This is a genomic window from Vibrio sp. 1CM8B (assembly GCF_023161685.1).
Taxonomy (GTDB): Bacteria; Pseudomonadota; Gammaproteobacteria; order Enterobacterales; family Vibrionaceae; genus Vibrio; species Vibrio coralliirubri.
Genome location: NZ_JALNTU010000006.1, coordinates 82860 through 105777, shown reverse-complemented (window position 1 = coordinate 105777; position 22918 = coordinate 82860). Strand labels below are relative to the sequence as shown.

13 protein-coding genes are annotated in these 22918 nt (G+C 46.1%); 4 read left to right on the top strand and 9 right to left on the bottom strand.

The window, feature by feature from the left end; genetic code table 11:
• Window positions 1–47 precede the first annotated feature (47 nt).
• The 8 genes from btuF to gltB (MSG36_RS13990) form a co-directional block, all read right to left on the bottom strand.
• Window positions 48–917: a vitamin B12 ABC transporter substrate-binding protein BtuF gene (btuF, locus tag MSG36_RS14025; protein ID WP_193840853.1), complete on the bottom strand. Its 870-nt coding sequence runs from the start codon at window positions 915–917 to the stop codon at window positions 48–50.
• Between the two features lies 1 nt (window position 918).
• Entirely contained in the window at window positions 919–1872 is a 954-nt protein-coding gene (locus MSG36_RS14020) for a cobalamin biosynthesis family protein (RefSeq protein WP_248368424.1), read from the bottom strand.
• A 10-nt stretch (window positions 1873–1882) separates the two neighbouring features.
• Window positions 1883–2578, bottom strand: a complete 696-nt coding sequence (mtnN, locus tag MSG36_RS14015) for a 5'-methylthioadenosine/S-adenosylhomocysteine nucleosidase (RefSeq protein WP_012603226.1) — start codon at window positions 2576–2578, stop codon at window positions 1883–1885.
• Between the two features lie 126 nt (window positions 2579–2704).
• Window positions 2705–3133 carry a DUF1499 domain-containing protein gene (locus MSG36_RS14010; RefSeq protein ID WP_048618243.1) on the bottom strand — a complete coding sequence of 143 codons (429 nt, stop codon included), beginning with the start codon at window positions 3131–3133 and terminating at the stop codon, window positions 2705–2707.
• A 179-nt stretch (window positions 3134–3312) separates the two neighbouring features.
• Window positions 3313–4725 carry an FAD-dependent oxidoreductase gene (locus MSG36_RS14005; protein ID WP_248368422.1) on the bottom strand — a complete coding sequence of 471 codons (1413 nt, stop codon included), beginning with the start codon at window positions 4723–4725 and terminating at the stop codon, window positions 3313–3315.
• Between the two features lie 16 nt (window positions 4726–4741).
• Complete coding sequence (gltB, locus tag MSG36_RS14000) at window positions 4742–9205, bottom strand: glutamate synthase large subunit (RefSeq protein WP_248368421.1); 4464 nt, start codon at window positions 9203–9205, stop codon at window positions 4742–4744.
• Between the two features lie 428 nt (window positions 9206–9633).
• The gene (locus MSG36_RS13995) at window positions 9634–11103 is read right to left on the bottom strand and encodes a glutamate synthase subunit beta (RefSeq protein ID WP_248368420.1); all 1470 of its coding nucleotides are present in this window, start codon (window positions 11101–11103) and stop codon (window positions 9634–9636) included.
• Complete coding sequence (gene gltB / locus MSG36_RS13990; RefSeq protein ID WP_086971375.1) at window positions 11103–15650, bottom strand: glutamate synthase large subunit; 4548 nt, start codon at window positions 15648–15650, stop codon at window positions 11103–11105. The genes MSG36_RS13995 and gltB (MSG36_RS13990) overlap by 1 nt, the downstream gene beginning before the upstream one ends.
• Before the next feature lie 530 nt (window positions 15651–16180).
• On the opposite strand from gltB (MSG36_RS13990), the gene MSG36_RS13985 reads away from it, so the two are divergent.
• The 4 genes from MSG36_RS13985 (at window position 16181) to MSG36_RS13970 (ending at window position 21972) form a co-directional block, all read left to right on the top strand.
• On the top strand, window positions 16181–17134 hold the full coding sequence (locus MSG36_RS13985; protein WP_086971377.1) for a TIGR01212 family radical SAM protein: 954 nt from the start codon (window positions 16181–16183) through the stop codon (window positions 17132–17134).
• A gap of 91 nt (window positions 17135–17225) precedes the next feature.
• The gene (locus tag MSG36_RS13980; protein ID WP_248368418.1) at window positions 17226–18977 is read left to right on the top strand and encodes a diguanylate cyclase; all 1752 of its coding nucleotides are present in this window, start codon (window positions 17226–17228) and stop codon (window positions 18975–18977) included.
• A 174-nt stretch (window positions 18978–19151) separates the two neighbouring features.
• Window positions 19152–21521 carry an aerobic respiration two-component sensor histidine kinase ArcB gene (gene arcB / locus MSG36_RS13975; RefSeq protein WP_086971380.1) on the top strand — a complete coding sequence of 790 codons (2370 nt, stop codon included), beginning with the start codon at window positions 19152–19154 and terminating at the stop codon, window positions 21519–21521.
• Window positions 21522–21528: 7 nt separating this feature from the next.
• Window positions 21529–21972, top strand: a complete 444-nt coding sequence (locus MSG36_RS13970; protein WP_017062884.1) for a hypothetical protein — start codon at window positions 21529–21531, stop codon at window positions 21970–21972.
• Between the two features lie 136 nt (window positions 21973–22108).
• Here the strand turns inward: MSG36_RS13970 and arcA are convergent, their stop codons facing one another.
• Window positions 22109–22825 (bottom strand): two-component system response regulator ArcA, encoded by a 717-nt coding sequence (gene arcA, locus MSG36_RS13965; RefSeq protein WP_004741534.1) that lies wholly within the window; start codon window positions 22823–22825, stop codon window positions 22109–22111.
• Window positions 22826–22918: the final 93 nt, after the last annotated feature.

The following is a 22918-nucleotide window of genomic DNA, read 5'->3' as shown; positions in this document are numbered from 1 at the left end:
GTAGGGACAGGTCGGTGGCGAATTGTACGAAAAAACGCAGCAAATAGTTAGTGATTTTGCCTAGCTCTATCGAAGAAATCGCACACTTGTTGGATCGCTTTCAAAGTTCTCGTTGTCGGGCGATTAATCCAGTCAGAATTGAGGGACCAAATCTGATTTTGAGCGACTGCTGGGATCTCATCTTCCCATGTTTGCCACATGGTTCCATTCTCAATCGCGTGCTGAGAAGTGAAGATCACTTGCGGTTTTCTTAATACAACTTGTTCAATACCAACTTGCGGGTATGGGGAGGCGCTGTCTTCAAAAATATTGTGTCCACCACAAAACTCAAACACCTCACTTGGCCAGTGCCCTTGAGCAACAGTGATGATCGGCTTCTCACTGAGTTGGTAGAAGTAGTTTACTGGCTCGGCATTTTTGTATTTTAGTCTCAACGCGTTGAGCTGCTCTCTGTATTGCTGAGCGTTATTTTCGCCAATACTTGGATCGCTAGCGTATTGGCTCAGTTGTTCAATATTGGTTGCGATACTGTCTAGGCTTTTGGTCTTGGAGTAGTAAATATTAAAACCAAATTGCTCTAGCTTCGCGAGTTCTCTGGGCGGGTTACCTGCAGGCCACGCAAGAATCAAATCAGGCTGCAGTGCGATGATCTTCTCAACCTTGATGCCTTGATAGTTTGCCACTTTTTCAAGCTTATCGGCTTGTGGTGGGTAATCACTTCGTTCACTTACGGCGACAAGGCTGTTACCTAAACCTGCGCTGTACGCGAGTTCAGTGGCATGAGGAGCAAGGCTGACCACGCGTTGAGCCGGCTGTACTTGTTCTTGAGTCAGTGGTGCTTCTTCTGCAAATGATAAAGGCAGCCATAAGCTGGAAGACAAAATAGTAAGGCTTGTAACAAGTACTGAAGGTTTCACTCTAAATCCCTTGGTGAATAAATAGTAAGGCTAGGCTTTGTAAAAAGATCCAGATAGCGATGCGACCAAAGAGTAGTTTCTGAACCTGAGATAGATGCAGAGCTGACGGTGCGATTCTTCCGCCTAATTTTGCGCGAATGGCTTTGGTGTTGTCGTAAATCGCAGGGCCACCCAATGATAGTTCAAGCTTGTTGCCAACAGCCGTGATCAACCAGGCTGGGCCGGGTAGGGGCCAAGAGCGACTTTGGACTAGCATCATTTTAAATGTGTACGTTGCTTTATCACCACATACGATCATCAAAGCAAACAAACGCATCGGTATAAATTCTAGAATCGCGACTATCTTGATCGCCGTTGAGCCGAACGGAGAAAATTGCTTGCGACTTGGCGACCAAGCTCGAGCTAACTCGACCACAAGGCGATACATTAACGCAGCGATTCCACCACCAATGGCGTACCAGAACAACACGCAAACTACGTTACGAGCGTAACCCATGATGATGGTTTCTGTGGCGGCTTTGCCTAGGCCAAGTGACGAAAGTGATTCGGTTTGACGATTGACAATCGGAGCCAGTAACTGACGAGCGGCCGCTTTATCTTCTCGGCCAAGTGCTTTGATCAGTTGGTTAGCCAGCTTTTCATTATTGCGCCAATCAATCGCGAGTAATAACAGTGCCAATTCAAACAGTTGAGATTGCCAAACCAATGGTTGCAGTGCCAAGAGAATAACCAGAGTTGGCAGTACCATTAACCCCCAGGCTAATGTGCCTGAGATTAAGCTTTGGGAATAGTTGTGGTTGTTATTAACCTTGCTTGCTAAAAGCTCAGCAAACTTATGCCATAAGGTTGTGGGGTGTGCGGCATGGGGGATAGGTAAAACCAAATGAAAAAGCAGTGCTCCCCACATCACAAGGAGCACGCCATTTGCAAATACCTGATCAAACAGTGTTTGCATGTCTAGTCGCTTACTTTAGTAGGGCAACCATCTTGATAACCATTTCAGAAGAGCTTTGCGCTGCTAGTGGCAGGAACTCTTCGAAGCTCATTGGTGATTCTTTGTCTGCAACATCAGAGATTGCACGAACAACCACGAATGGTACTTGGAATTGGTGACAAGCTTGAGCGATAGCCGATGCTTCCATCTCTACAGCAACAACAGATGGGAAGTGCTTGCGGATGAACTCTTGGCGTTCAGCTGTGCAAACAAATGCGTCGCCAGTACAGATAAGACCGCGAACGGCATGCTTATCTTCCATTTGTGCTAGAGCTTGTTCAGCAACAGCCATCAGTTTGTCGTCAGCTTTGAACGCTGCAGGTTGACCTGCCATTTGGCCGATTTCGTAACCGAAAGCTGTAACGTCTGCATCGTGGTGACGAACTTCAGTAGAGATAACCACATCGCCAAGGTTCAGTGTTGAATCAAAACCGCCAGCAGAGCCCGTGTTAAGAACGACATCTGGTTGGTATTCGCTTAGTAGGATTGAAGTACCAACAGCCGCTGCTACTTTACCAATGCCAGATTGAAGCAAAACAACGTCAACACCATTTAGCTGACCAGAGAAAAAGGTACAACCGCCTTTATTAACTTCAGTAATGTCTGAAATTGCTGCTTTTAGGATCGCAACTTCTTGCTCCATTGCGCCAATGATGCCGATTTTCATGTGTAGTCTCTTATAAAAAATATTTAAACAGTAGAGCGAAATTGTAGCATGGATAAGAAGTGTCGAGCGACTGCCCAGAGGCACTTCTCATCCGAATAGCAGCGATTTATCTGCGTATTCTTTTATCTATTTGATTAGGCCTTCGCTTTTCAAGCTAGCACGAAGTTGTTCAGCACGTTTTCGGTTTACGCCAAAATCAGAATGGCCAGTACGAGACTCTGAACGCACGATCAGTTTGCCATCGGTGATTTTAAGTTCTAAGTCATCGACAAAGCGCATGATGCGCGAAGTACATTCAACACGCAGATAATCTTCTGTTTTACTAGCGGTTTTCGATCCCGATAAGGTTAGCGCAACCTGCTCAATCGCATCTAAGTTCGCTGAATCTGACAACTCAAACGCGGCCAATGCATGTTGCTCACGGTCATCTTGAGTTGATACGCAGTTTGGTTTGTCTCCACAAGGTGATGAAGTTCTGTCTTTCATGTCCGTGATTCCTTGGCTGCAAGCGGTTAACGTTAAAAGTGATAGCGAGAGGAGAGCGGCTTTTTTCATAGTGTTTCCTATGGCGTTGTTTTAATTTTAATTGTAGTTCTCGGTATTCGTTAATTTGCGATTGTTTTACGTATTCTTTGTTATGCCGTTAGTAAAACGTATCGAACTTAAAAAAGGATCCATATGCGGATCCTCTTTTTATAGTAACGGATTGATTAATAGTGGAAACTTTAGATTAGTCACACTTCTAGGTAATCCAATATCCCTTCCGCGGCTTTACGACCTTCATCGATAGCGGTCACCACCAAGTCAGATCCTCGAACCGCATCACCACCTGCAAAGATCTTGCTGTTGGTGGTTTGGTATTGAAACTCTTGTTTGCCAGGAGCCTTGATGCGACCCCACTGATCGAGTTCCACACCGAAAGGTTCTAGCCATTCCATCGCATGAGGTTGGAAACCAAATGCCATGATAACGGCATCTGCTTCAAGAACATGCTCACTGCCTTCTACAGGTTCCGGGCGACGACGACCTGCTTCATCAGGTTCACCCAAAGCGGTTTTCACGAATTTAACGCCAACCACATGACCAGCGCTGTTAAGCTCTAAGCCAATAGGTTGGAGGTTGAACTTGAACTTCACACCCTCTTCACGTGCATTCTTCACCTCACGGCGAGAGCCCGGCATATTGGCTTCATCTCGACGGTAAGCACACACAACATTAGATGCATGTTGGCGAATCGAGGTTCTTACACAGTCCATCGCGGTATCACCACCACCAAGCACGACCACTTTTTTACCCTTCATGTCGATAAACGGCGTTGGGTTATCCAGTTCCATGACCTTGTAGGTATTGGAAACAAGGAATGGTAGGGCATCATAAACGCCCGGTGCGTCTTCGTTGTCTAAGCCAGCACGCATGTTTTTGTAGGTGCCGACACCTAAGAAGACAGCATCGTAGTCATCGACCAGTTGTTGTAGTTGAACGTCTTTACCGACTTCGGTATTCATCCTAAATTCGACACCCATTCCGCTAAAGATACGGCGACGGTTTTCCATGATGCCTTTCTCTAGTTTGAACGATGGGATACCAAACGTGAGCAGGCCACCGATCTCCGGATAGCGGTCAAATACTACGGCCTTCACACCGTTTCGAACTAAGATGTCAGCAGCAGCAAGACCGGCAGGGCCTGCGCCAATTATTGCGACCTTTTTGTCGGTCCATTCGACATGCGACATGTCTGGCTTCCAGCCCATCTCAAACGCTTTGTCATTGATGTATTTTTCAATGTTGCCGATGGTTACTGCGCCGAAATCGTCGTTGAGGGTACAAGAGCCCTCACACAAACGGTCTTGAGGACAAACTCGTCCGCAAACCTCAGGCAAGCTGTTGGTTTGGTGAGACAGTTCAGCCGCTTCGATAATGCGCCCTTCATTGGCAAGCTTGAGCCATTGAGGGATGTAGTTGTGGACTGGGCACTTCCATTCACAGTAAGGGTTACCACAGTCTAAACAGCGGTCAGCTTGCGCCTTGGCTTGTTGTTTAGTGAAAGGTTCGTAGATCTCTACAAACTCAATCTTACGAATTTTGATTGGTTTCTTCGCTGGATCTACGCGATTCACATCAATAAATTGGTATACATTCTGGCTCATTATTGGCTCCTTCCAATTATTGCGCTTGAACACGAAGTTCAGCAGAGCTTCGGCTTTGGTGACCGAGCAGGGTGTTCAGATCCGCCGTCTTTGGCTTCACTAGGTAGAACTTCGGAATCCATTCATCAAAGTTCGCCAGAATCGCTTCAGCGTGTACTGAACCTGTCTCTTCTAAGTGCTCAGCAATCAAGCCGCGCAGGTGTTCTTGGTGGATGTATAGGTCAGACAGAGAAAGTGCCTCAACCGATTCGTTGTTCACTCGGCCTTGGAAGTCTTCGTTCTTATCCATCACATAAGCAAAACCACCCGTCATACCGGCACCGAAGTTCACTCCGGTTGCGCCAAGAATGGCAACAATACCGCCCGTCATGTATTCACAGGCGTTGTCACCCGCACCCTCAATCACCGCAACCGTACCTGAGTTACGTACACCAAATCGTTCGCCTGCAGTACCGGCAGCAAATAGCTTGCCTCCGGTTGCGCCATACAGACAAGTGTTGCCTATGATGGTCGCTTCGTTACAAGTAAAGGCGGTGCCTTGGTGAGGCTTGATAACCACCTTGCCGCCAGCCATGCCTTTGCCTACATAGTCATTGGCATCACCCGTTAGGTAAAGCTCAACGCCGCCTGCGTTCCAAACCGCAAAAGACTGACCTGCGGTACCGTCGAGATATAACTTGATTGGTGAACCTGCCATCCCTTGGTTGCCGTATCGCTTAGCAATTTCACCAGAGATACGAGCGCCAATCGAGCGGTCTGTGTTGATCACGTTGTAGTAAAGGCTGGTGGATTGACGTTTCTCAATTGCATCGAGTGCATCATCAAGGATCTGTTGGTTGAGTTGCGCCTTATCAAATGGTGCGTTTGGCTCGGTCCAAAATAGTGGGTGACCCTCTGGAGAAACTGGAGCTTCGAGTATTGAAGATAGATCGAGTTTGCTCTGTTTCGCAGTGAGGCCTTGAACGGCTTCAAGCAAATCAGTACGACCAATCAGGTCTGTAAGTTTTTCTACACCAAGCTCTGCAAGGTATTGGCGAACTTCATCGGCTAGGCCAGTAAAGTAGTTCACCACCATATCCGGCAGACCTTTGAAGTATTCGCGGCGCAGCGTTTCATCTTGAGTCGCCACACCCGTTGCACAGTTATTTAGGTGACAAATTCTTAAGAACTTACAACCCATCGCCACCATCGGCGCGGTACCAAAACCAAAGCTTTCAGCACCTAAAATCGCGCCTTTAATCACATCGAGACCAGTTTTCAGACCACCATCGACTTGCAGACGGATCTTATGACGAAGCCCGTTAGCAACCAATGCTTGCTGGGTTTCTGCTAGCCCTAGTTCCCAAGGGCAACCAGCGTATTTCACAGAGGTCAGTGGGCTTGCCGCAGTACCACCGTCATAGCCTGAAATGGTGATCAGATCGGCATAGGCTTTCGCTACACCAGTTGCAATCGTGCCTACACCCGGTTCCGATACTAACTTCACTGAAACCAAGGCTTTAGGGTTCACTTGTTTAAGGTCGAAAATCAGCTGCGCTAGATCTTCGATAGAATAAATATCGTGATGTGGAGGAGGGGAGATCAGTGTCACCCCTTGAACTGAATATCTAAGCTTAGCGATTTCTGCGGTAACTTTATGACCGGGCAGTTGACCACCTTCTCCGGGCTTAGCACCTTGTGCGACTTTGATTTGTAGGACATCTGCATTGGTTAAGTAATGCGGCGTCACGCCAAAACGCCCCGAGGCTATTTGCTTGATACGGGAGTTACGATCAGTACCAAAGCGTCGTGGATCTTCACCACCTTCACCAGAGTTGGAGTAACCACCCAAGCGGTTCATCGCCATGGCCAATGCTTCATGAGCTTCTGGGCTCAAAGCACCGATCGACATTGCCGCAGAGTCGAAGCGTTTAAACAGATCGCTGTTAGGCTCCACTTGCTCGAGTGGTAGAGGCTGTTCGGCTTTTTTGAGGCTCATTAAGTCGCGTAACATCGCAGCTGGTCGGGCATTCACTTGCTTAGCAAAAGAGAGATAATCCGATGTTTCACCTGTTTTTACTGCAGTTTGCAGAGTGCCAACCACATCAGGGTTATAGGCGTGATATTCGCCGCCGTGTACGTATTTGAGTAAACCACCGTGTTCGATCGGCTTGCGCTTAGTCCATGCTTTACGCGATAGGTTATAGATATCTTGTTGGAAATCGCTAAAGCTAGCACCTTGGATTCGAGTGGTAACTCCGCGGAAACAGAGCTCAACTATATCCGAATGTAGGCCAACAGCTTCGAACAGCTGTGAACAGCGATAAGAGGCAATAGTTGAAATGCCCATCTTCGACATGATCTTGTACAGACCTTTATTGATGCCGTTTTGGTAATTTTGCATTGCGGCACGATAGTCTTTATCTAAAGAGCCATCATCCAACATTTTACCTAACGCTTCATAAGCAAGGTATGGATAAACCGCGGTTGCACCGAAGCCAAGCAGCACAGCAAATTGGTGTGGGTCGCGCGCAGTTGCGGTTTCAACCACTATGTTGGCATCACAACGTAGGTTGTTGTCAGCAAGTCTGGTTTGCACCGCACCGACAGCCATCGCTGCTGGAACTGGAAGTTTACCTTTCTCTAAACCTTTGTCTGAAAGCACAATCAGCACAGCACCGTCACGCACTTCTTGTACCGCACTATCACACAAGTCATTGATGGCTTGTTCGAGACCCTTCTGAGCCGGATCGTAGTGTAGGCTTAGAATCGCGTGACCATAGTGTTTTTGATTTAACTGTAGAAGTTGCTGCATGTCAGAGTAGAGAAGAACGGGTGAATTAAATGTCACACGGTAGGCGTGACCATCTGTTTCGCAGAACACATTCATCTCTTTACCGATACTGGTCGCTAAAGACATCACGTGTTTTTCACGCAATGGGTCGATCGGCGGGTTGGTGACCTGTGCAAATTTCTGACGGAAATAATCAGTGATGAGACGCTCTTTAGAAGAGAGTACGGCCATTGGCGTATCATCGCCCATCGATCCAACCGCTTCTTGTCCCATATCACCGAGCACACGTAATACTTGGTCTGATTCTTCGTTGCTCATCGCAAACTGTTTTTGGTAGGTCTTGAGCGTTTCATCATCAAAGCTGCGCTTACCGACTTGCTCATCGGGCAGATCGGAAAACGGTGTGAGTTTGTGAACGTTCTTTTCCATCCACTCTTTATAAGGGTGGCGACCTTTAAGGTCATTGTCGATCTCGTTAGATTGCCACAATTTACCGCGGCGCGTATCTATGACGAGCAATTCACCTGGGCCGACACGACCTTTTTCTGCAACTTCATCCGGTGCGTAATTCCAGATACCGACCTCAGATGCTAGCGTGATTAGGTTGTCTTTGGTAATCACATAACGCGCAGGACGCAGGCCGTTTCTATCTAGGTTACACGCAGCGTAACGACCATCTGAAAGTACGATACCAGCAGGACCATCCCACGGTTCCATGTGCTTGGAATTGAAGTCGTAAAAGGCACGCAGATCTGGGTCCATGTCTGGGTGATTTTGCCAAGCAGGCGGAACAAGCATGCGCATCGCTCGGAACACATCCATACCACCGGCAAGGAACAAGTCGAGCATGTTATCTAGGCTTGATGAATCCGAGCCTGTCTCATTCACAAAGGGTGCTACGGTTTGTAAGTCTGGCAGCAACGGCGAAGAGAATTTATAGGCACGAGCCTTAGCCCATTGTCGGTTACCTTCAATGGTATTGATCTCACCATTGTGCGCTAAATAGCGGAATGGTTGAGCCAGTGGCCAACGTGGCTGAGTATTGGTTGAAAAGCGCTGGTGGAACAGACATATCGCCGATTCCATACGTAAGTCTGCAAGATCGAGGTAAAATCGCGGAAGATCGGCCGGCATACACAGACCTTTGTAAACCATGACTTGTGTCGAAAGGCTACAAATATAAAAATCTTTGTCTTCGGTGATCTGTTTTTCAATTCTGCGACGAGCGATATAAAGGCGTCGTTCAATATCGCGTTCACGCCAACCCGCGGGTGCCGAGATAAACACTTGCTGAATATTGGGAACTGAATCTTTGGCAATCGGACCTAATACGTCGGTGTTGGTCGGTACTACGCGCCAACCTGCAACCGTTAAGGTCTCTTGAGCGAGCTCTTTATTGACGATGTCTTGCGCGGATTGCGCTTTGATTGGATCTTGGCTGAAGAAAATCATGCCGACAGCGTACTGCTTGCCTAGCTTGAAGTTATTCTCTTCTGCAATAATTCTGAGATAAGAGTCTGGTTTCTGTAGCAATAAGCCACAGCCATCCCCGGTTTTACCATCCGCAGCGATACCACCACGGTGTGTCATGCGATCTAGGGCTGAAATAGCAGTTCTTACCAACTTATGACTAGGTTGGCCTTCCATTTGCGCTATTAAACCAAATCCACAGTTGTCTTTTTCAAGACTAGGATCATATAGAGCCATTGCAATTCTCCCTTTTGCTTCTCTGTCATCCAGACAGTAAATGACTAACTATTCATATACTTGTTGTTTTTTATAAACTGATAGTTTGCTTTAGCCAGTTAAAACGTTATTTGTTGTGTTAACAAAACCTATTGGTTTTATTTTCACCAGCTTTACAACGTATAGCTAATTGTGTTTAAGGTCAAGTTCATGGTTAATTATCATGCATAAACGCGATTAGCCACTTAATAATCTAAAATAGTCGATGGATATCAATGAGATATATAAGGTGTATGTTAATGAGATTTAACATATACAACAGGATGATTTTGAAAATGACAAATGCCAGATAGAAAAAAGGCTAGCATCGAGTGCTAGCCAAATATAAAAGTTAGGAAGGGTGTTGCTTTTCCTCTAGGCTAACGTCATCGACGTTAGCCCGAGAAATATTATGCGGAAAGCATGAGTGAATCAGCTTTCGCTTCTAAGTTTGAGTTACCCATTAAGAAGTCATCAATGGCAATTGCACATTCACGACCTTCATTAATACAACGTACAACTAGAGATTGACCAGTACGCATATCACCAGCAGCGAAAACGCCTTTCTGGTTCGTTGCAAAACCTTCAGAAGCGACGTTACCGCGCTCGTCCAATTTAATGTCTAGTTGAGCAAGCACGCCAGTTGGCTCCGGGTGTAAGAAGCCCATTGCTAGGAATGCCATGTCACAAGGAATAACACGTTCAGAGTTCGCTACTTCATCAAAGCCTGGACGCTCACCTGGTTTCGCATCTTGCCAAACGATGTCAGCAATACGTAGACCCGTCACTTGACCTTGCTCGTTACCGATGAACTCTTTGGTTAAGATGTTCCAGTGACGCTCACAACCTTCTTCGTGAGAAGTAGTGGTTTTCATGATCATTGGGTATTGAGGCCAAGGCATGTTTGCAGGGCGCTTCTCTGGTGGGATCGGCATGATCTCAACCTGAGTAATGCTTGCTGCTTTATGACGGTTTGATGTGCCCACACAGTCAGAACCCGTATCACCACCACCGATAACCACAATGTGTTTATCTTTAGCGTGAAGCTCTTCTGTTTTAAGGTCTAAGTCGTTAGCACGGCGGTTGTTTTGACCAAGGAATTCCATGGCAAAGTGAACGCCTTTCAGCTCACGACCTGGGATTGGTAAATCACGTGGAACCGTAGAACCACCTGTTAGCAATACCACATCAAATTCTTGGCGTAGCTGTTGAGCATTAACATCAACACCGATGTGTTGGTTTACTTTAAACTCAACGCCAGCTTCAGCCATTAGGTTGATCTTACGATCAATCACGTCCATACCCAGTTTGAAATCTGGGATACCGAAACGCAGTAGGCCACCCACTTTCTCGTCACGCTCAAATACCGTCACAGAGTGACCTGCACTGTTTAGTTGTTCAGCAGCGGCTAGACCAGCAGGGCCTGAACCGATAATGGCAACTGTTTTACCTGTGCGAGAGCGTGGTGTTTTAGGTTTTGCGTACCCTTCACGGTACGCAGTTTCCACAATCGTTTTCTCGATATTACAGATAGTGATTGGGTCTTGGTTGATGCCAAGAACACAGGCACTTTCACAAGGAGCAGGACAAACACGACCTGTAAACTCAGGGAAGTTATTGGTAGAGCTTAGAATGTTCCAAGCCTCTTCCCAGCTGTCACGGTAAACCGCATCATTGAATTCTGGGATGATGTTACCAATCGGACAGCCGTTGTGACAGAAAGGTACGCCACAGTCCATACAACGAGAGGCTTGAGTATTGATCTTTTCACCAAACTCTTCGTTGAGTACGAACTCTTTGTTGTCTTCAATTCGAACTGACGGGTCAAGCTTCTTTGGAAGCTCACGACCGTGTTCTAAAAATCCAGTAGGCTTACCCATTATACTGCCTCCACTTCTTCCGTTTGTGCCTGTTGTGCTTCAGCTTTACGCTTTTCAAGAACCGCTTTGTAGTCGCGTGGCATTACTTTAACTAGCGATGCAACACTTGCTTCAAAGTTGTCTAGGAAAGACTGAGCAACTTCACTTCCTGTGAATTCAACATGCTTAGTTAGCATATCTAGTAGAAGAACTTTATCTTCTTGTTCAATTGGATCTAGGTCTACAAGTTCAGAGTTAAGCTTGGTTTCGAAGTCACCCGCTTTATCCCATACATAAGCCACACCGCCACTCATACCAGCAGCAAAGTTACGACCTGTTGAGCCAAGGATAATCGCGACACCGCCAGTCATGTATTCACAACCGTGGTCACCAACGCCTTCAACAACAACTTTCGCGCCAGAGTTACGAACACAGAAACGTTCGCCAGCCATACCGCGAATGAAAGATTCACCTGAAGTCGCACCGTAGAAACATACGTTACCTACTACGATGTTGTCTTCAGCAACGATAGTCGATTTCGCATCTGGGTACAGTACCAACGTACCGCCAGACAAACCTTTACCCCAGTAATCGTTCGCGTCGCCTTCTACTTCGAACTTAACGCCTTTCGCAAGGAACGCACCGAAAGATTGGCCAGCACTACCGTGGAACTTAACGTTCATTGGTTGTGGTAAACCTTGATCTTTGTAAACCTTCGAGATTTCGTTCGACAGCATGGTACCTGCAGAGCGGTCCGTGTTGATGATAGGGAAGCTCGCATTCACGGCTTCGCCTTTCTCAAGCGCTGGAATCGCAGCTTGAATCAACTTGCGGTCTAGAACGTCTTCTAGATTGTGGTTTTGTTGTGTCTGGTTGTAGATACCATCTTCTTCACGCGCCTGCTCGATGTGCAGTACAGGTGTTAGATCTAGGTTCTTGTACTTCCAGTGACCGATGTCATCACGAACTTTAAGTTTGTGCGATTGACCAACCATCTCATCGATAGAGCGGAAGCCAAGTTCAGCCATTACTTCACGCAGACCTTCAGCCATGTATTGGAAGAAAGTGACTACGTCTTCTACGCGGCCGTCGAAACGTTCACGCAGAGTTTTGTTCTGTGTAGCGATACCAACAGGACATGTATTCTTGTGACACTTACGCATCATGATACAGCCTTCAACCACTAGAGCTGCTGTTGCTACGCCCCATTCTTCAGCACCAAGTAACGTTGCGACTGCAAGGTCACGTGGTGTTTTCATCTGACCATCAGACTGAACAACGATACGGTTACGTAGACCGTTTTTCAGTAGTGTTTGGTGCGTTTCCGCTAGACCCAGCTCCCAAGGCAGACCTGTGTGACGGATAGAAGACATCGGAGATGCACCCGTACCACCATCAAAACCTGCGATAAGTACTACGTCAGCTTTCGCTTTCGCTACACCAGATGCAATCGTACCTACGCCAGCTTCCGATACTAGCTTCACGTTGACACGGCCGTTACGGTTGGCGTTTTTCAGATCGTAGATCAGCTGAGCCAAATCTTCGATTGAGTAGATATCGTGGTGTGGCGGTGGAGAGATAAGACCTACGCCCGGAGTCGAGTGACGCGTTGCACCGATCCAATCATCAACCTTATCACCAGGTAGTTGACCACCTTCGCCCGGTTTCGCACCTTGAGCCATCTTGATTTGTAGCTCATCAGCGTTAGATAGGTAGTAAGACGTTACACCAAAGCGACCAGAAGCCACCTGTTTGATTGCTGAACGTTCCCAGTCGCCGTTTTCTTTACGTTCGAAACGTGCTGGATCTTCACCACCTTCACCTGAGTTTGATTTCGCGCCAATGCGGTTCATCGCAACAGCCAGTGTTGAGTGAGCCTCATGCGAGATTGAACCAAAGCTCATTGCGCCGGTTGCGAAACGCTTAAGGATGTTCTCGATTGGTTCTACTTCTGCTAGAGGAATAGAGCCTGCAGGGTTCTTGATGAAGTCCAGTTGGCTACGTAGCGTTGCTGCGTTGTCGCCTTGGTCATCAACTGCTTTTGCGTACTTCTTGAACTGACCGTAATCTTTGTTACGCGTCGATTCTTGAAGTAGAGAAATCGTTTCAGGGTTGAATAGATGCTTCTCACCACGTTGTTTCCACTGGTAAACACCACCAACATCAAGGATCTGAGCTGGGATTTCACGAGCTGGGTAACCAACACGGTGACGAACCAATACTTCTCGCGCGATATCGTCGATCGTTAGACCTTGGATACGAGAAACAGTACCTGTGAAGTATTTTTCAACTACTGATTTGCTAACACCAAGTGCTTCAAAGATTTGTGCACCGTGGTAAGACTGCAGCGTAGAGATCCCCATCTTAGAGAAGATCTTAAGTAGACCGCCGTTAACACCTTTACGGTAGTTATCGAATAACTCACGTGGGTGTACGTTTGGATCTAGCTTCTTCGTACGTTGCAGTTCAACAATCGTTTCAATAACTAGGTATGGGTTAACTGCGTTCGCACCGTAACCGATAAGCGTTGCAAAGTGGTGTGTCTCACGAGCGTCGCCCGTTTCAACCACGATGTCACACTTAGCACGTAGACCTTTACGGATTAGGTGGTGATGAACCGCGCCAACAGCCAGCATTGCTGGAATAGCGGCATGGTTAGAGTTAACCGCACGGTCAGTTAGTAGGATGATAGAGTAGCCATCAATCACTGCGTCTTCTGCGTATTGGCAGATACGCTTAAGTGCGCGCTCTAATTTACCTTGGTCGCCATTTGCTTGGAATACGATATCCAGTGTCTTCGCTTGAAGGTGCTCGTTATCGATTGCACGCAGTTTTTCTAACTCAGAGTTAGACAGTACTGGAGACTCAAGCTCTACTTTTTGACAGTGTTCAGGTGTTTCAGCAAGTAAGTTCTGATCTTTACCTAGGTAAGTGTTCAGAGACATAACCATACGCTCACGAATCGGGTCGATCGGTGGGTTGGTTACTTGTGCAAACAACTGTTTGAAGTAGTTTGAAAGGTGCTGAGATTGATGAGAAAGAATCGCTAGCGGCCAGTCAGCACCCATTGCAGAAAGTGGCTCGTAGCCTGTTTTCGCAAGAGGTAGAATGATTTCGTTCACTTCTTCAGAGCTCACACCAAACGATTGTTGTTTGTGGAGAAGTTTCTCTGGAGAAGGTTGGCTAAATTCGTTGCTCGCATCTGGTAGCTTTTTCAAGCTCAGAAGGTTCTCTTCAACCCACTTTTCGTAGGGTTGTGCTTTAGCAATGCTGTCTTTCACTTCTTCATCAGAAATGATGCGGCCTTGCTCAAGGTCAGCAACAAAAATACGACCAGGCTGTAGACGACCACGGTACTCAACGTTTTCAGGTGCAATCTCAACAACACCAGACTCAGACGCCATTACTAGGAAATCGTCTTTTGTTACTGTGTAGCGAGAAGGACGAAGACCGTTACGGTCTAGCGTTGCACCTACTTGAACACCATCGGTGAAACATACAGATGCTGGGCCATCCCATGGTTCCATTACGTTCGCGTGGTACTGGTAGAACGCACGACGAGTTGGGTCCATGTTTTTGTTTTCTTGCCATGCTTCCGGGATCATCATCATCAACGCATGTGGCAGAGTACGACCTGAAAGAACAAGTAGCTCAAGTGCCATATCGAAGTTTGATGAATCCGAACTACCTTCCTGACAGATAGGCAGTAGCATGTCGATTTCAGCTTGTGTAAACAGATCCGATTCTAGGATTGCTTCACGCGCTTTCATCCAGTTCAGGTTGCCGCGAACCGTATTGATTTCGCCATTATGCGCGATGTAACGGAAAGGCTGAGCTAGACGCCAACGTGGGAATGTATTGGTAGAGAAGCGAGAGTGTACCAGTGCTAGAGCTGTCACCATGGTTGGGTTTTGCAGGTCTAGGAAGTACTGAGGAACTTGTTCAGTTGTTAGCTGACCTTTGTACACCAATGTCTTGTAAGACATAGAGTTGATGTAGAAGTCATCACCGATATTTGAAACGCTTTCTAGGCATACACGAACCGTGTAGTTACGTAGAACATACAGTTTACGCTCAAGCTCTTCTGGTGTGATACCAGGGCCGCCAGAAATAAATACGTGTTCAAATTGAGGTTCAGTGCTTAGTGGGTCAGCACCAATCATTGAATTGTCAGTTGGAAGTTCACGGTAACCGATCACTTCTAACTCAAGGCGTTGTGCATTGCGTTCTAGAATGTCACGACACTGTGCACGTTTGTGTTCATCTTTAGGGAAAAGTACAACACCAACACCATATTTTTCAAAAGATGGCAGCTTAATTCCAAGCTTTACGGCTTCTTCTAGTAAGAATTCGTGCGGCTTCTGTAGCAGGATACCTGCACCATCACCAGAACACGGATCGCAGCCTTGGCCGCCACGGTGTTCCATACGTGCAAGCATATCGAGTGCTTGAGTTACTACATCATGAGATTTGCGATTCTTTAGATGCGCAACAAAACCGATACCACAAGCGTCATGCTCCAATTCAGGAGTATACAGACCCTGTGAGTTCTGCTCTTGATCTACCATAGATACATCCTTCCAGTTAAATCTAGGCGCAACTTATTTGTATAAAGTCAGCCTTGTCCTTTTATATTTATGGGTCTAAACCTGCCTATGCTGGCGGTTTGAATCCTTTCCGTATCTCGCAGGAAAAGTATTGCGAGAAAAACAATCCTTAGTGATACCTGTTTATTTTTAACCACAAACTAGTGGTTTATATAGGTGGGAGTTAGATATCACCGACTTATTAGCAAGTTTTCGTTGTAAGTAAATACTCAAAAATAGCCAATATGTGTAAGTATCCTACAATTTTGTCTAGGCGAATTGCAATGAAAGTTGACCCATGTAGACCATTTTTTTCGTTTTATTTTGAATTTAATGCCTAACAAATGTGCAACATTAGGCAAATAGAGCCGATTTTTTGCATGTTTATTGATATTTGTTAGGTTGCTCGCAAAAAGCCTTGAGTAAACTAATTGGTCGAATTTTGCAGGGATGTAATTTTTTTTCAAAAAAAGACTGATATTCATTCTTATTTACTTGAGTGCTTTGAAAATATGCAATTACACGAGTTGGTCAATACTATCGGCCAAGACCTTCAACGCCGTTATGGCGAGAAAGTCCACAAGCTGACGCTTCACGGTGGTTTCAGCTGCCCAAACCGAGACGGGACCATTGGTCGTGGAGGTTGTACGTTTTGTAACGTGGCTTCCTTTGCCGATGAACAAACTCAAATTCAAAGTATTGCTGACCAGTTAAAAGATCGCGCGGGTGAGATTGCTCGTGCCAAGAAGTATCTGGCTTACTTTCAGGCGTACACCAGCACTTATGCTGAGGTACAAGTGCTTAAGAATATGTATGAAGAGGCGCTAAAAGCACCTGGTGCAGAGATCGTAGGTCTTTGTGTTGGCACAAGACCAGACTGCGTGCCTGATGCGGTATTAGAGTTGTTAGCGGGCTATGTTAAACAAGGCTATGAGATTTGGCTCGAGCTTGGCCTACAAACCGCCAATGATAAAACTCTCAAGCGAATTAACCGCGGACACGACTTTGCGGTGTATGAAACGATCACCCAGCGTGCTCGCGCTTTAGGCATCAAGGTGTGTACCCACCTGATTGTTGGTCTACCAAAAGAGACTAAGCCGGATAACCTTGAAACCTTAGACAAGGTATTAGCGGTTGGCACCGATGGTATTAAGCTACATGGCCTTCATATAGTAGAGGGCAGTACTATGGCTAAGGCGTGGAAAGCCGGCAAGCTAGAAGCGCCAAGCCTTGAAGAGTACATTGATATCGCGAGTGAGATCATCCAACGCACGCCTGCGGACGTGGTTTATCACCGTGTTTCTTCTGCTGCGAGACGCCCAACGTTACTCTCTCCTTTATGGTGTGAGAACCGCTGGTTAGCGATGACTGAAATAGGTCGTTCGCTCGATAAAACCGGTGCTCAGGGCATCAAAACTGGCTCTGCATTTGAATACACTCTGCCTGTTTTAAACGCGGCCAATTAATAGAAATGGGTGACTGTAGGTAACAGCAGATAAAACCAACAAATAGTGGTAACATTTCCCTCACAGATTTTATGGTATAGATTGAGAGTAAATGGAACTGGTAATGACTTGGTTGTGGGACAGGGCGTATGGCTACGGTATTTATATCGTTGTTGTATTGCTGATTGCTCTCATCTGCTGGCATCTCTATTCTCGTTATCAATCGCATATCGAAACGCTTCTACTTGCTACTCCATCGCCACTTTACTTTGTTGATGTTCGAAGTGGCGAAATACTCTATGCCAATCGCCAAGCAATGCAGTTGCTTGGTATTCGACAAATTGGTGTTAACTTTCGATTCCCTACCGTTGAAAGCGAGAATAGCTTTCGCCACTACTTAACCAATCACATCAACTCTCGAGCCTTCGAGCAGGTCTCCCTGTGGGCGCTTTCTGAATTTGAGTCGTTTAAGATCAACTTAGTCGGTCGTAAGGTTCATTTTAGAAATAAGCAGGCTTGGATGATTCATGCTTCACCTTATAAGAATACTAACGAAGAAATGTCCCAAGAAGTTCGAGAGTTGAATGTTGCTCGTACCGCTTTGGATTCTTTGTCTGAGTTGATCTACGTGAAAGATCAGAAAGATCAGTTAGTGACGAGTAATCGCTCGTTTAAAAAGTTTTGGCATGGTCGTGCTGAAGAGGGCACCCTGAGTGTTTCTGGTGGAGTATTAAAAGGTCGTGTAAGTGAACGCTCTTGGACTACAGATCAAGATGGAAAAAGCTGCTTGCTTGAAACCTACCAAAGTGTCTTGCTCTCACAAGATGGATCAACCATAGGTACGCTCTCTATTAGCCATGATGTGACCGATTGGCATGACATGCAGCAGAAGCTGCGTGGCGAAATGGAGAAGCGTAAAGATACCGAAGTGGCACTTGCTCAGCGTGACACTATCTTGCAAAACATCTTGGAAGCGAGCCCAGACTCGATTGGTATCTTCAACGAAAACATGGTTTATCAAGCGTGTAATAAGCCATTTGTGGCTGCGCTAGGTATCTCTGAAGTGAGTGACTTGATCGGTAAACGTTTACAAGATGTGGTGCCACATAGCATCTATACGCGAATATCAGAAACCGATCATCAAGTGCTTCATCAAAGTAAATCGCTGCGTTATATCGACAAAGTGGTCTCAAGTGATGGAGCATTTACTTGGTATGATGTAGTCAAATCACCGTTTAGAGATCCAGCATCCAGTACTAATGGTGTGTTGATCATGGCGCGTGATATCACCGAGCGTTACCTTGCAGAGCAGAAGCTTGAAGAAGCAAACCTTGAGCTTGAACGTCTCAGCTTTATGGATAGCCTGACCCAGGTTTCTAACCGACGCCGTTTCGACGAACAGCTCTCTACATTGTGGCATTATCATGTGCGTGAGAAGTTGCCATTGACGATCATGTTGTGTGATATCGACTTCTTTAAAGGCTACAACGACTTTTACGGACACCAACAAGGCGATGATGCTTTGATTCAGGTTTCTCAGGCATTTAAGCAGGTGTTGAATCGTTCATCTGATTGTGTGGCTCGTTATGGTGGTGAAGAGTTCGGCTTTATTCTGCCAAACACGACAACTGAAGGTGCTCAGCTGGTGGCACAGCGTATTCATGACGAAGTTCTTAAATTGGAGTTGGATCATGAGAAGTCGACGGTCTCTGAATTCATCACGGTGAGTATTGGTATTATCTCTTACATTCCTACACCTGATGATGAAATGGAATCGGCTGTTGCCTTGGCTGACAGTGCGCTGTATCAAGCGAAATCAGACGGTCGCAACCGTTCAATGGTGCATCCATACTCAATTCGCTAACGCTATAAAATTGGCAATTTGATTATCCCCGGCTATTTTTGCTTAGTTAGTATTTGTATTGGTTAATTAACCTTCGAAATTACCGCTGAACACTTGCTGCGTGTGATGTAGCTAGCTTACCTCCTATCTTCAAACAGGGTAGAATGTTGCTAGTCTTATCGCATGGAGCGCTAAATGAAACCCATGAAAAATCTTGCCCAGTATTACGTGGATCTACTCGTAAAACTGGGGATTGTCCGCTTTTCTATCTTACTTGCCCTAGCGCTTGTTGCCCTCGCTGTTGTTGTGCAAGTCGGTATCACCCTCGCACTCAAAGGCAATGTTGATGACATCGACATTGTCCGTTCAGTTTTCTTCGGTTTAGTGATCACGCCTTGGGCGGTTTATTTCCTGTCAGTGGTCGTGGACCAGCTGGAAGAGTCTCGTCAAAGGTTGGCGAAATTGGTCTCTAAGCTTGGCGACATGCGTGAGCGAGACCAAGAACTCAACAATAAAATGCAGCTCAATATCGAGAAGCTTAATCAAGAAATTGAAGAGCGTGAAAAAGCGGAAGAAGCGCGCGCAGAAGCAATGCAAGATCTCGAAAACGAGGTGTTCCAGCGCGAGCGTACTCAGCTTGAACTCGCAGAACGTACTGCACTGTTACGCTCGTTTATCGATGCCTCGCCAGACCTTATTTACTACCGTAATGAAGATGGTGTCTTCTCTGGTTGTAACCGTGCGGTTGAAGAGCTCACTGGTAAAACAGAAAAAGAGCTAGTTGGTTTAACGCCTTGGGATGTTTACAGCAAAGAGGTCGCTCAGCAAGTTGTTGAAACCGATAAGAAAGTATTTGCGGACAACCAAGCTCTGACTTATGACCAATGGCTTGAATATCCGGATGGCCGTAAGAGCTATTTCGAACTGCGTAAAGTCCCTTTCTACAGCAAAGATGGCCGTCACTTAGGTTTAGTCGGTTTCGGCCGCGATATCACTGAGCGTAAAGAGCATCAAGAGTCGTTAGAAAAGGCCAGTCGCGATAAGACCACCTTTATCTCAACCATTAGTCATGAGTTGAGAACGCCGCTGAACGGTATCATTGGCTTGAGCCGCATGCTGCTTGATAGCCAACTGACCACCGAGCAGCGTAAACAGATGCAAACCATCAAGGTGAGCGCGGTGACATTGGGTAATATTTTCAACGATATTATCGATATGGATAAGTTCGACCGCCGTAAGCTTGAACTCTTCCCTACGCCTATTAACTTTGAAGATTTCGTTGTCGAGATCGAAAGTATCTCGGCATTGATGGCCGAGCAGAAAGGATTGAGATTCGATCTAGAAAGGTTGTCTGATCTTCCGGCTGCTGTTGAGGTGGATGGTACTCGTCTTAGACAGGTACTGTGGAACCTTGTGAGTAACGCGATGAAGTTCACCAAAGATGGTGGAGTGGTGATGACAGTCAGCGCCGACATTGATGGTGACTTTGCCAACATTACGATGGAAGTGGAAGATACCGGTATTGGTATCCCTGAAAGTGAAATCGAGAAGATCTTCGCGATGTACTATCAGGTGAAATCGGGCACGGACAACTTGCACGCTGTCGGCACCGGAATTGGTCTTGCGGTCTCTCAACAACTGATCAATATGATGGATGGCCACATTGAAGTCACCAGTGAAGAGGGCTTTGGCAGTACCTTTACGGTTTCGATTCGAGTTCCAGTGAATCACGATACTCAGGCACTGATCAAAACGCCAAGAAAGCAGTCGAATCTTAAGATCTTTATGGTTGAAGATATTGAACTCAATATTACTGTGGCTCGCTCTCTACTTGAAAGCCTTGGCCATGAAGTGACAGTCGTGATGACGGGTAAAGAGGCGCAAATCGCTTTCAACCCTGAAGACTATGACTTGGTACTACTGGATATCCAATTGCCAGACATGACCGGTTTCGATATTGCTCAATACTACCGCGAGAAATACAGCCAGCTACCGCCTTTGGTAGCATTAACTGCGAACGTGTTAAACAACAAGCAAGAGTACTTCCAGAAAGGCATGGACGAAGCGATCAGTAAACCTTTGTCGGTTCGAGCTATCCAAGATGTCATAAGCGAACTTATCGAAGATGCACCAGAGGTTATTGAAAAAGTAGCGGACACGGATAAGGTTGAGAGCATTGATAAAGTCGATGCGAGTAAGCCTGTTCTTTCAGCAATTGATACCACTTTGCTTGATATTGATATGCTAGAGTCTTATGTTGATATTGTTGGACCGAAACCGGTTTTGGATAGCATCGCGATGTTCGAAGATATGATGCCGGAGTATATGGAAATATTGAACTCCAACATGGTCGCGAAAGATAAAGCCAGTATCGTTTCTGAAGCACATAAGATTAAAGGTGCAGCAGGTTCTATTGGCCTGAAACGCATCCAACAAGTTGCCCAGAAAGCTCAATCTCCAGATTTGCCTGCGTGGTGGGAGAACATTTCAGATTGGGTTGATGAGATAAATAACGAATACCAGAATGACATTGAAGTCTTAAAGAGTTGGTTAAATCAAAGGTAGAAGAATAATGAAAAAATTAGCATTCGCCGCATGTGTAGTGGCATTAGCGGGTTGTTCTGCGCCACAAGTAGAATGGCAGCAAGATAATCAAGTCGAAGTATCTGCAGCAACAGTTACCATGAAAAGCAACCTTTGGCACAACAAGATGCCAACGATTGGCGAGACTCAAGATAAGACCCTACATGGTGCTATCTACCTAGAGTCAGATTCACAACTGCCAGCAACGCTTGCGGTTGAGAGTGTTACGGTTAAACAGGGTGCAGACACCTTGTTGGTAACGGCTGACGATCTTGATTTAAGAACACACAGTGAAACTCAATGGGAAGTCGCGTTTGTATGGCAGCTAGAGATCGACAGCGACAAGCCTGTTGATGTAGCGGTTGAACTTAAAGATGGCGAAACCGTGAAGTGGCTAGTAGAGAAAGACGTTAAGGTGGATACGGTTTACTAAAACCATATTCAATTAAGAATAATAAAAAAGGGAGAATGCGTTGGCATTCTCCCTTTTTAATAACTATTCATGACGCTTCTAATATTCAAAACACTTACTGGTGAGCAGTGCTAAATGGCCAGAAGCGCGAATCGAATTAGTCTTCTAGGTCACCACAAAAGCGGTAGCCTTCACCGTGAATCGTTGCGATGATTTCTGGTGTGCCAGAAACAGATTCAAAGTGCTTACGAATACGACGGATTGTTACGTCTACAGTACGATCGTGTGGCTTAAGCTCACGGCCAGTCATCTTCTTAAGAAGGTCAGCACGTGTTTGGATCTTACCTGGGTTCTCACAGAAGTGAAGTAGAGCACGGAACTCTGAACGAGGTAGCTTGTAGCCTTCGCCATCTGGGCTAACCAGAGAACGACTGTTGATATCTAGTACCCAACCGTTGAACTCGTACTTCTCAACGCTACGCTTTTCTTCTTGAACAGAGCTTGTGCTCATTGAACGGTTCAGAAGGTTGCGTGCACGGATAGTCAATTCACGAGGGTTGAAAGGCTTAGTGATGTAGTCATCAGCGCCGATCTCTAGGCCAAGGATCTTATCAACTTCATTATCACGACCAGTTAAGAACATAAGCGCTACGTTTGCTTGCTCACGTAGTTCACGCGCAAGTAGTAGGCCATTCTTACCTGGAAGGTTGATGTCCATAATTACAAGGTTAACTTGGTTGTCAGATAGCACTTGGTGCATCTCTTCACCGTCGCTAGCCTCAAAAACAGCATATCCCTCTGCTTCAAAAATACTCTTTAGAGTGTTACGAGTTACTTGCTCATCTTCAACGATAAGAATCTGCGGGGTTTGCATTTGGCGGTACCTAAATTTGTGACGAAACTGTGCTAATAGAATAAATTCTAGGCAAAAACATAACATACAGGTAATGTATTTTTGATGATAACT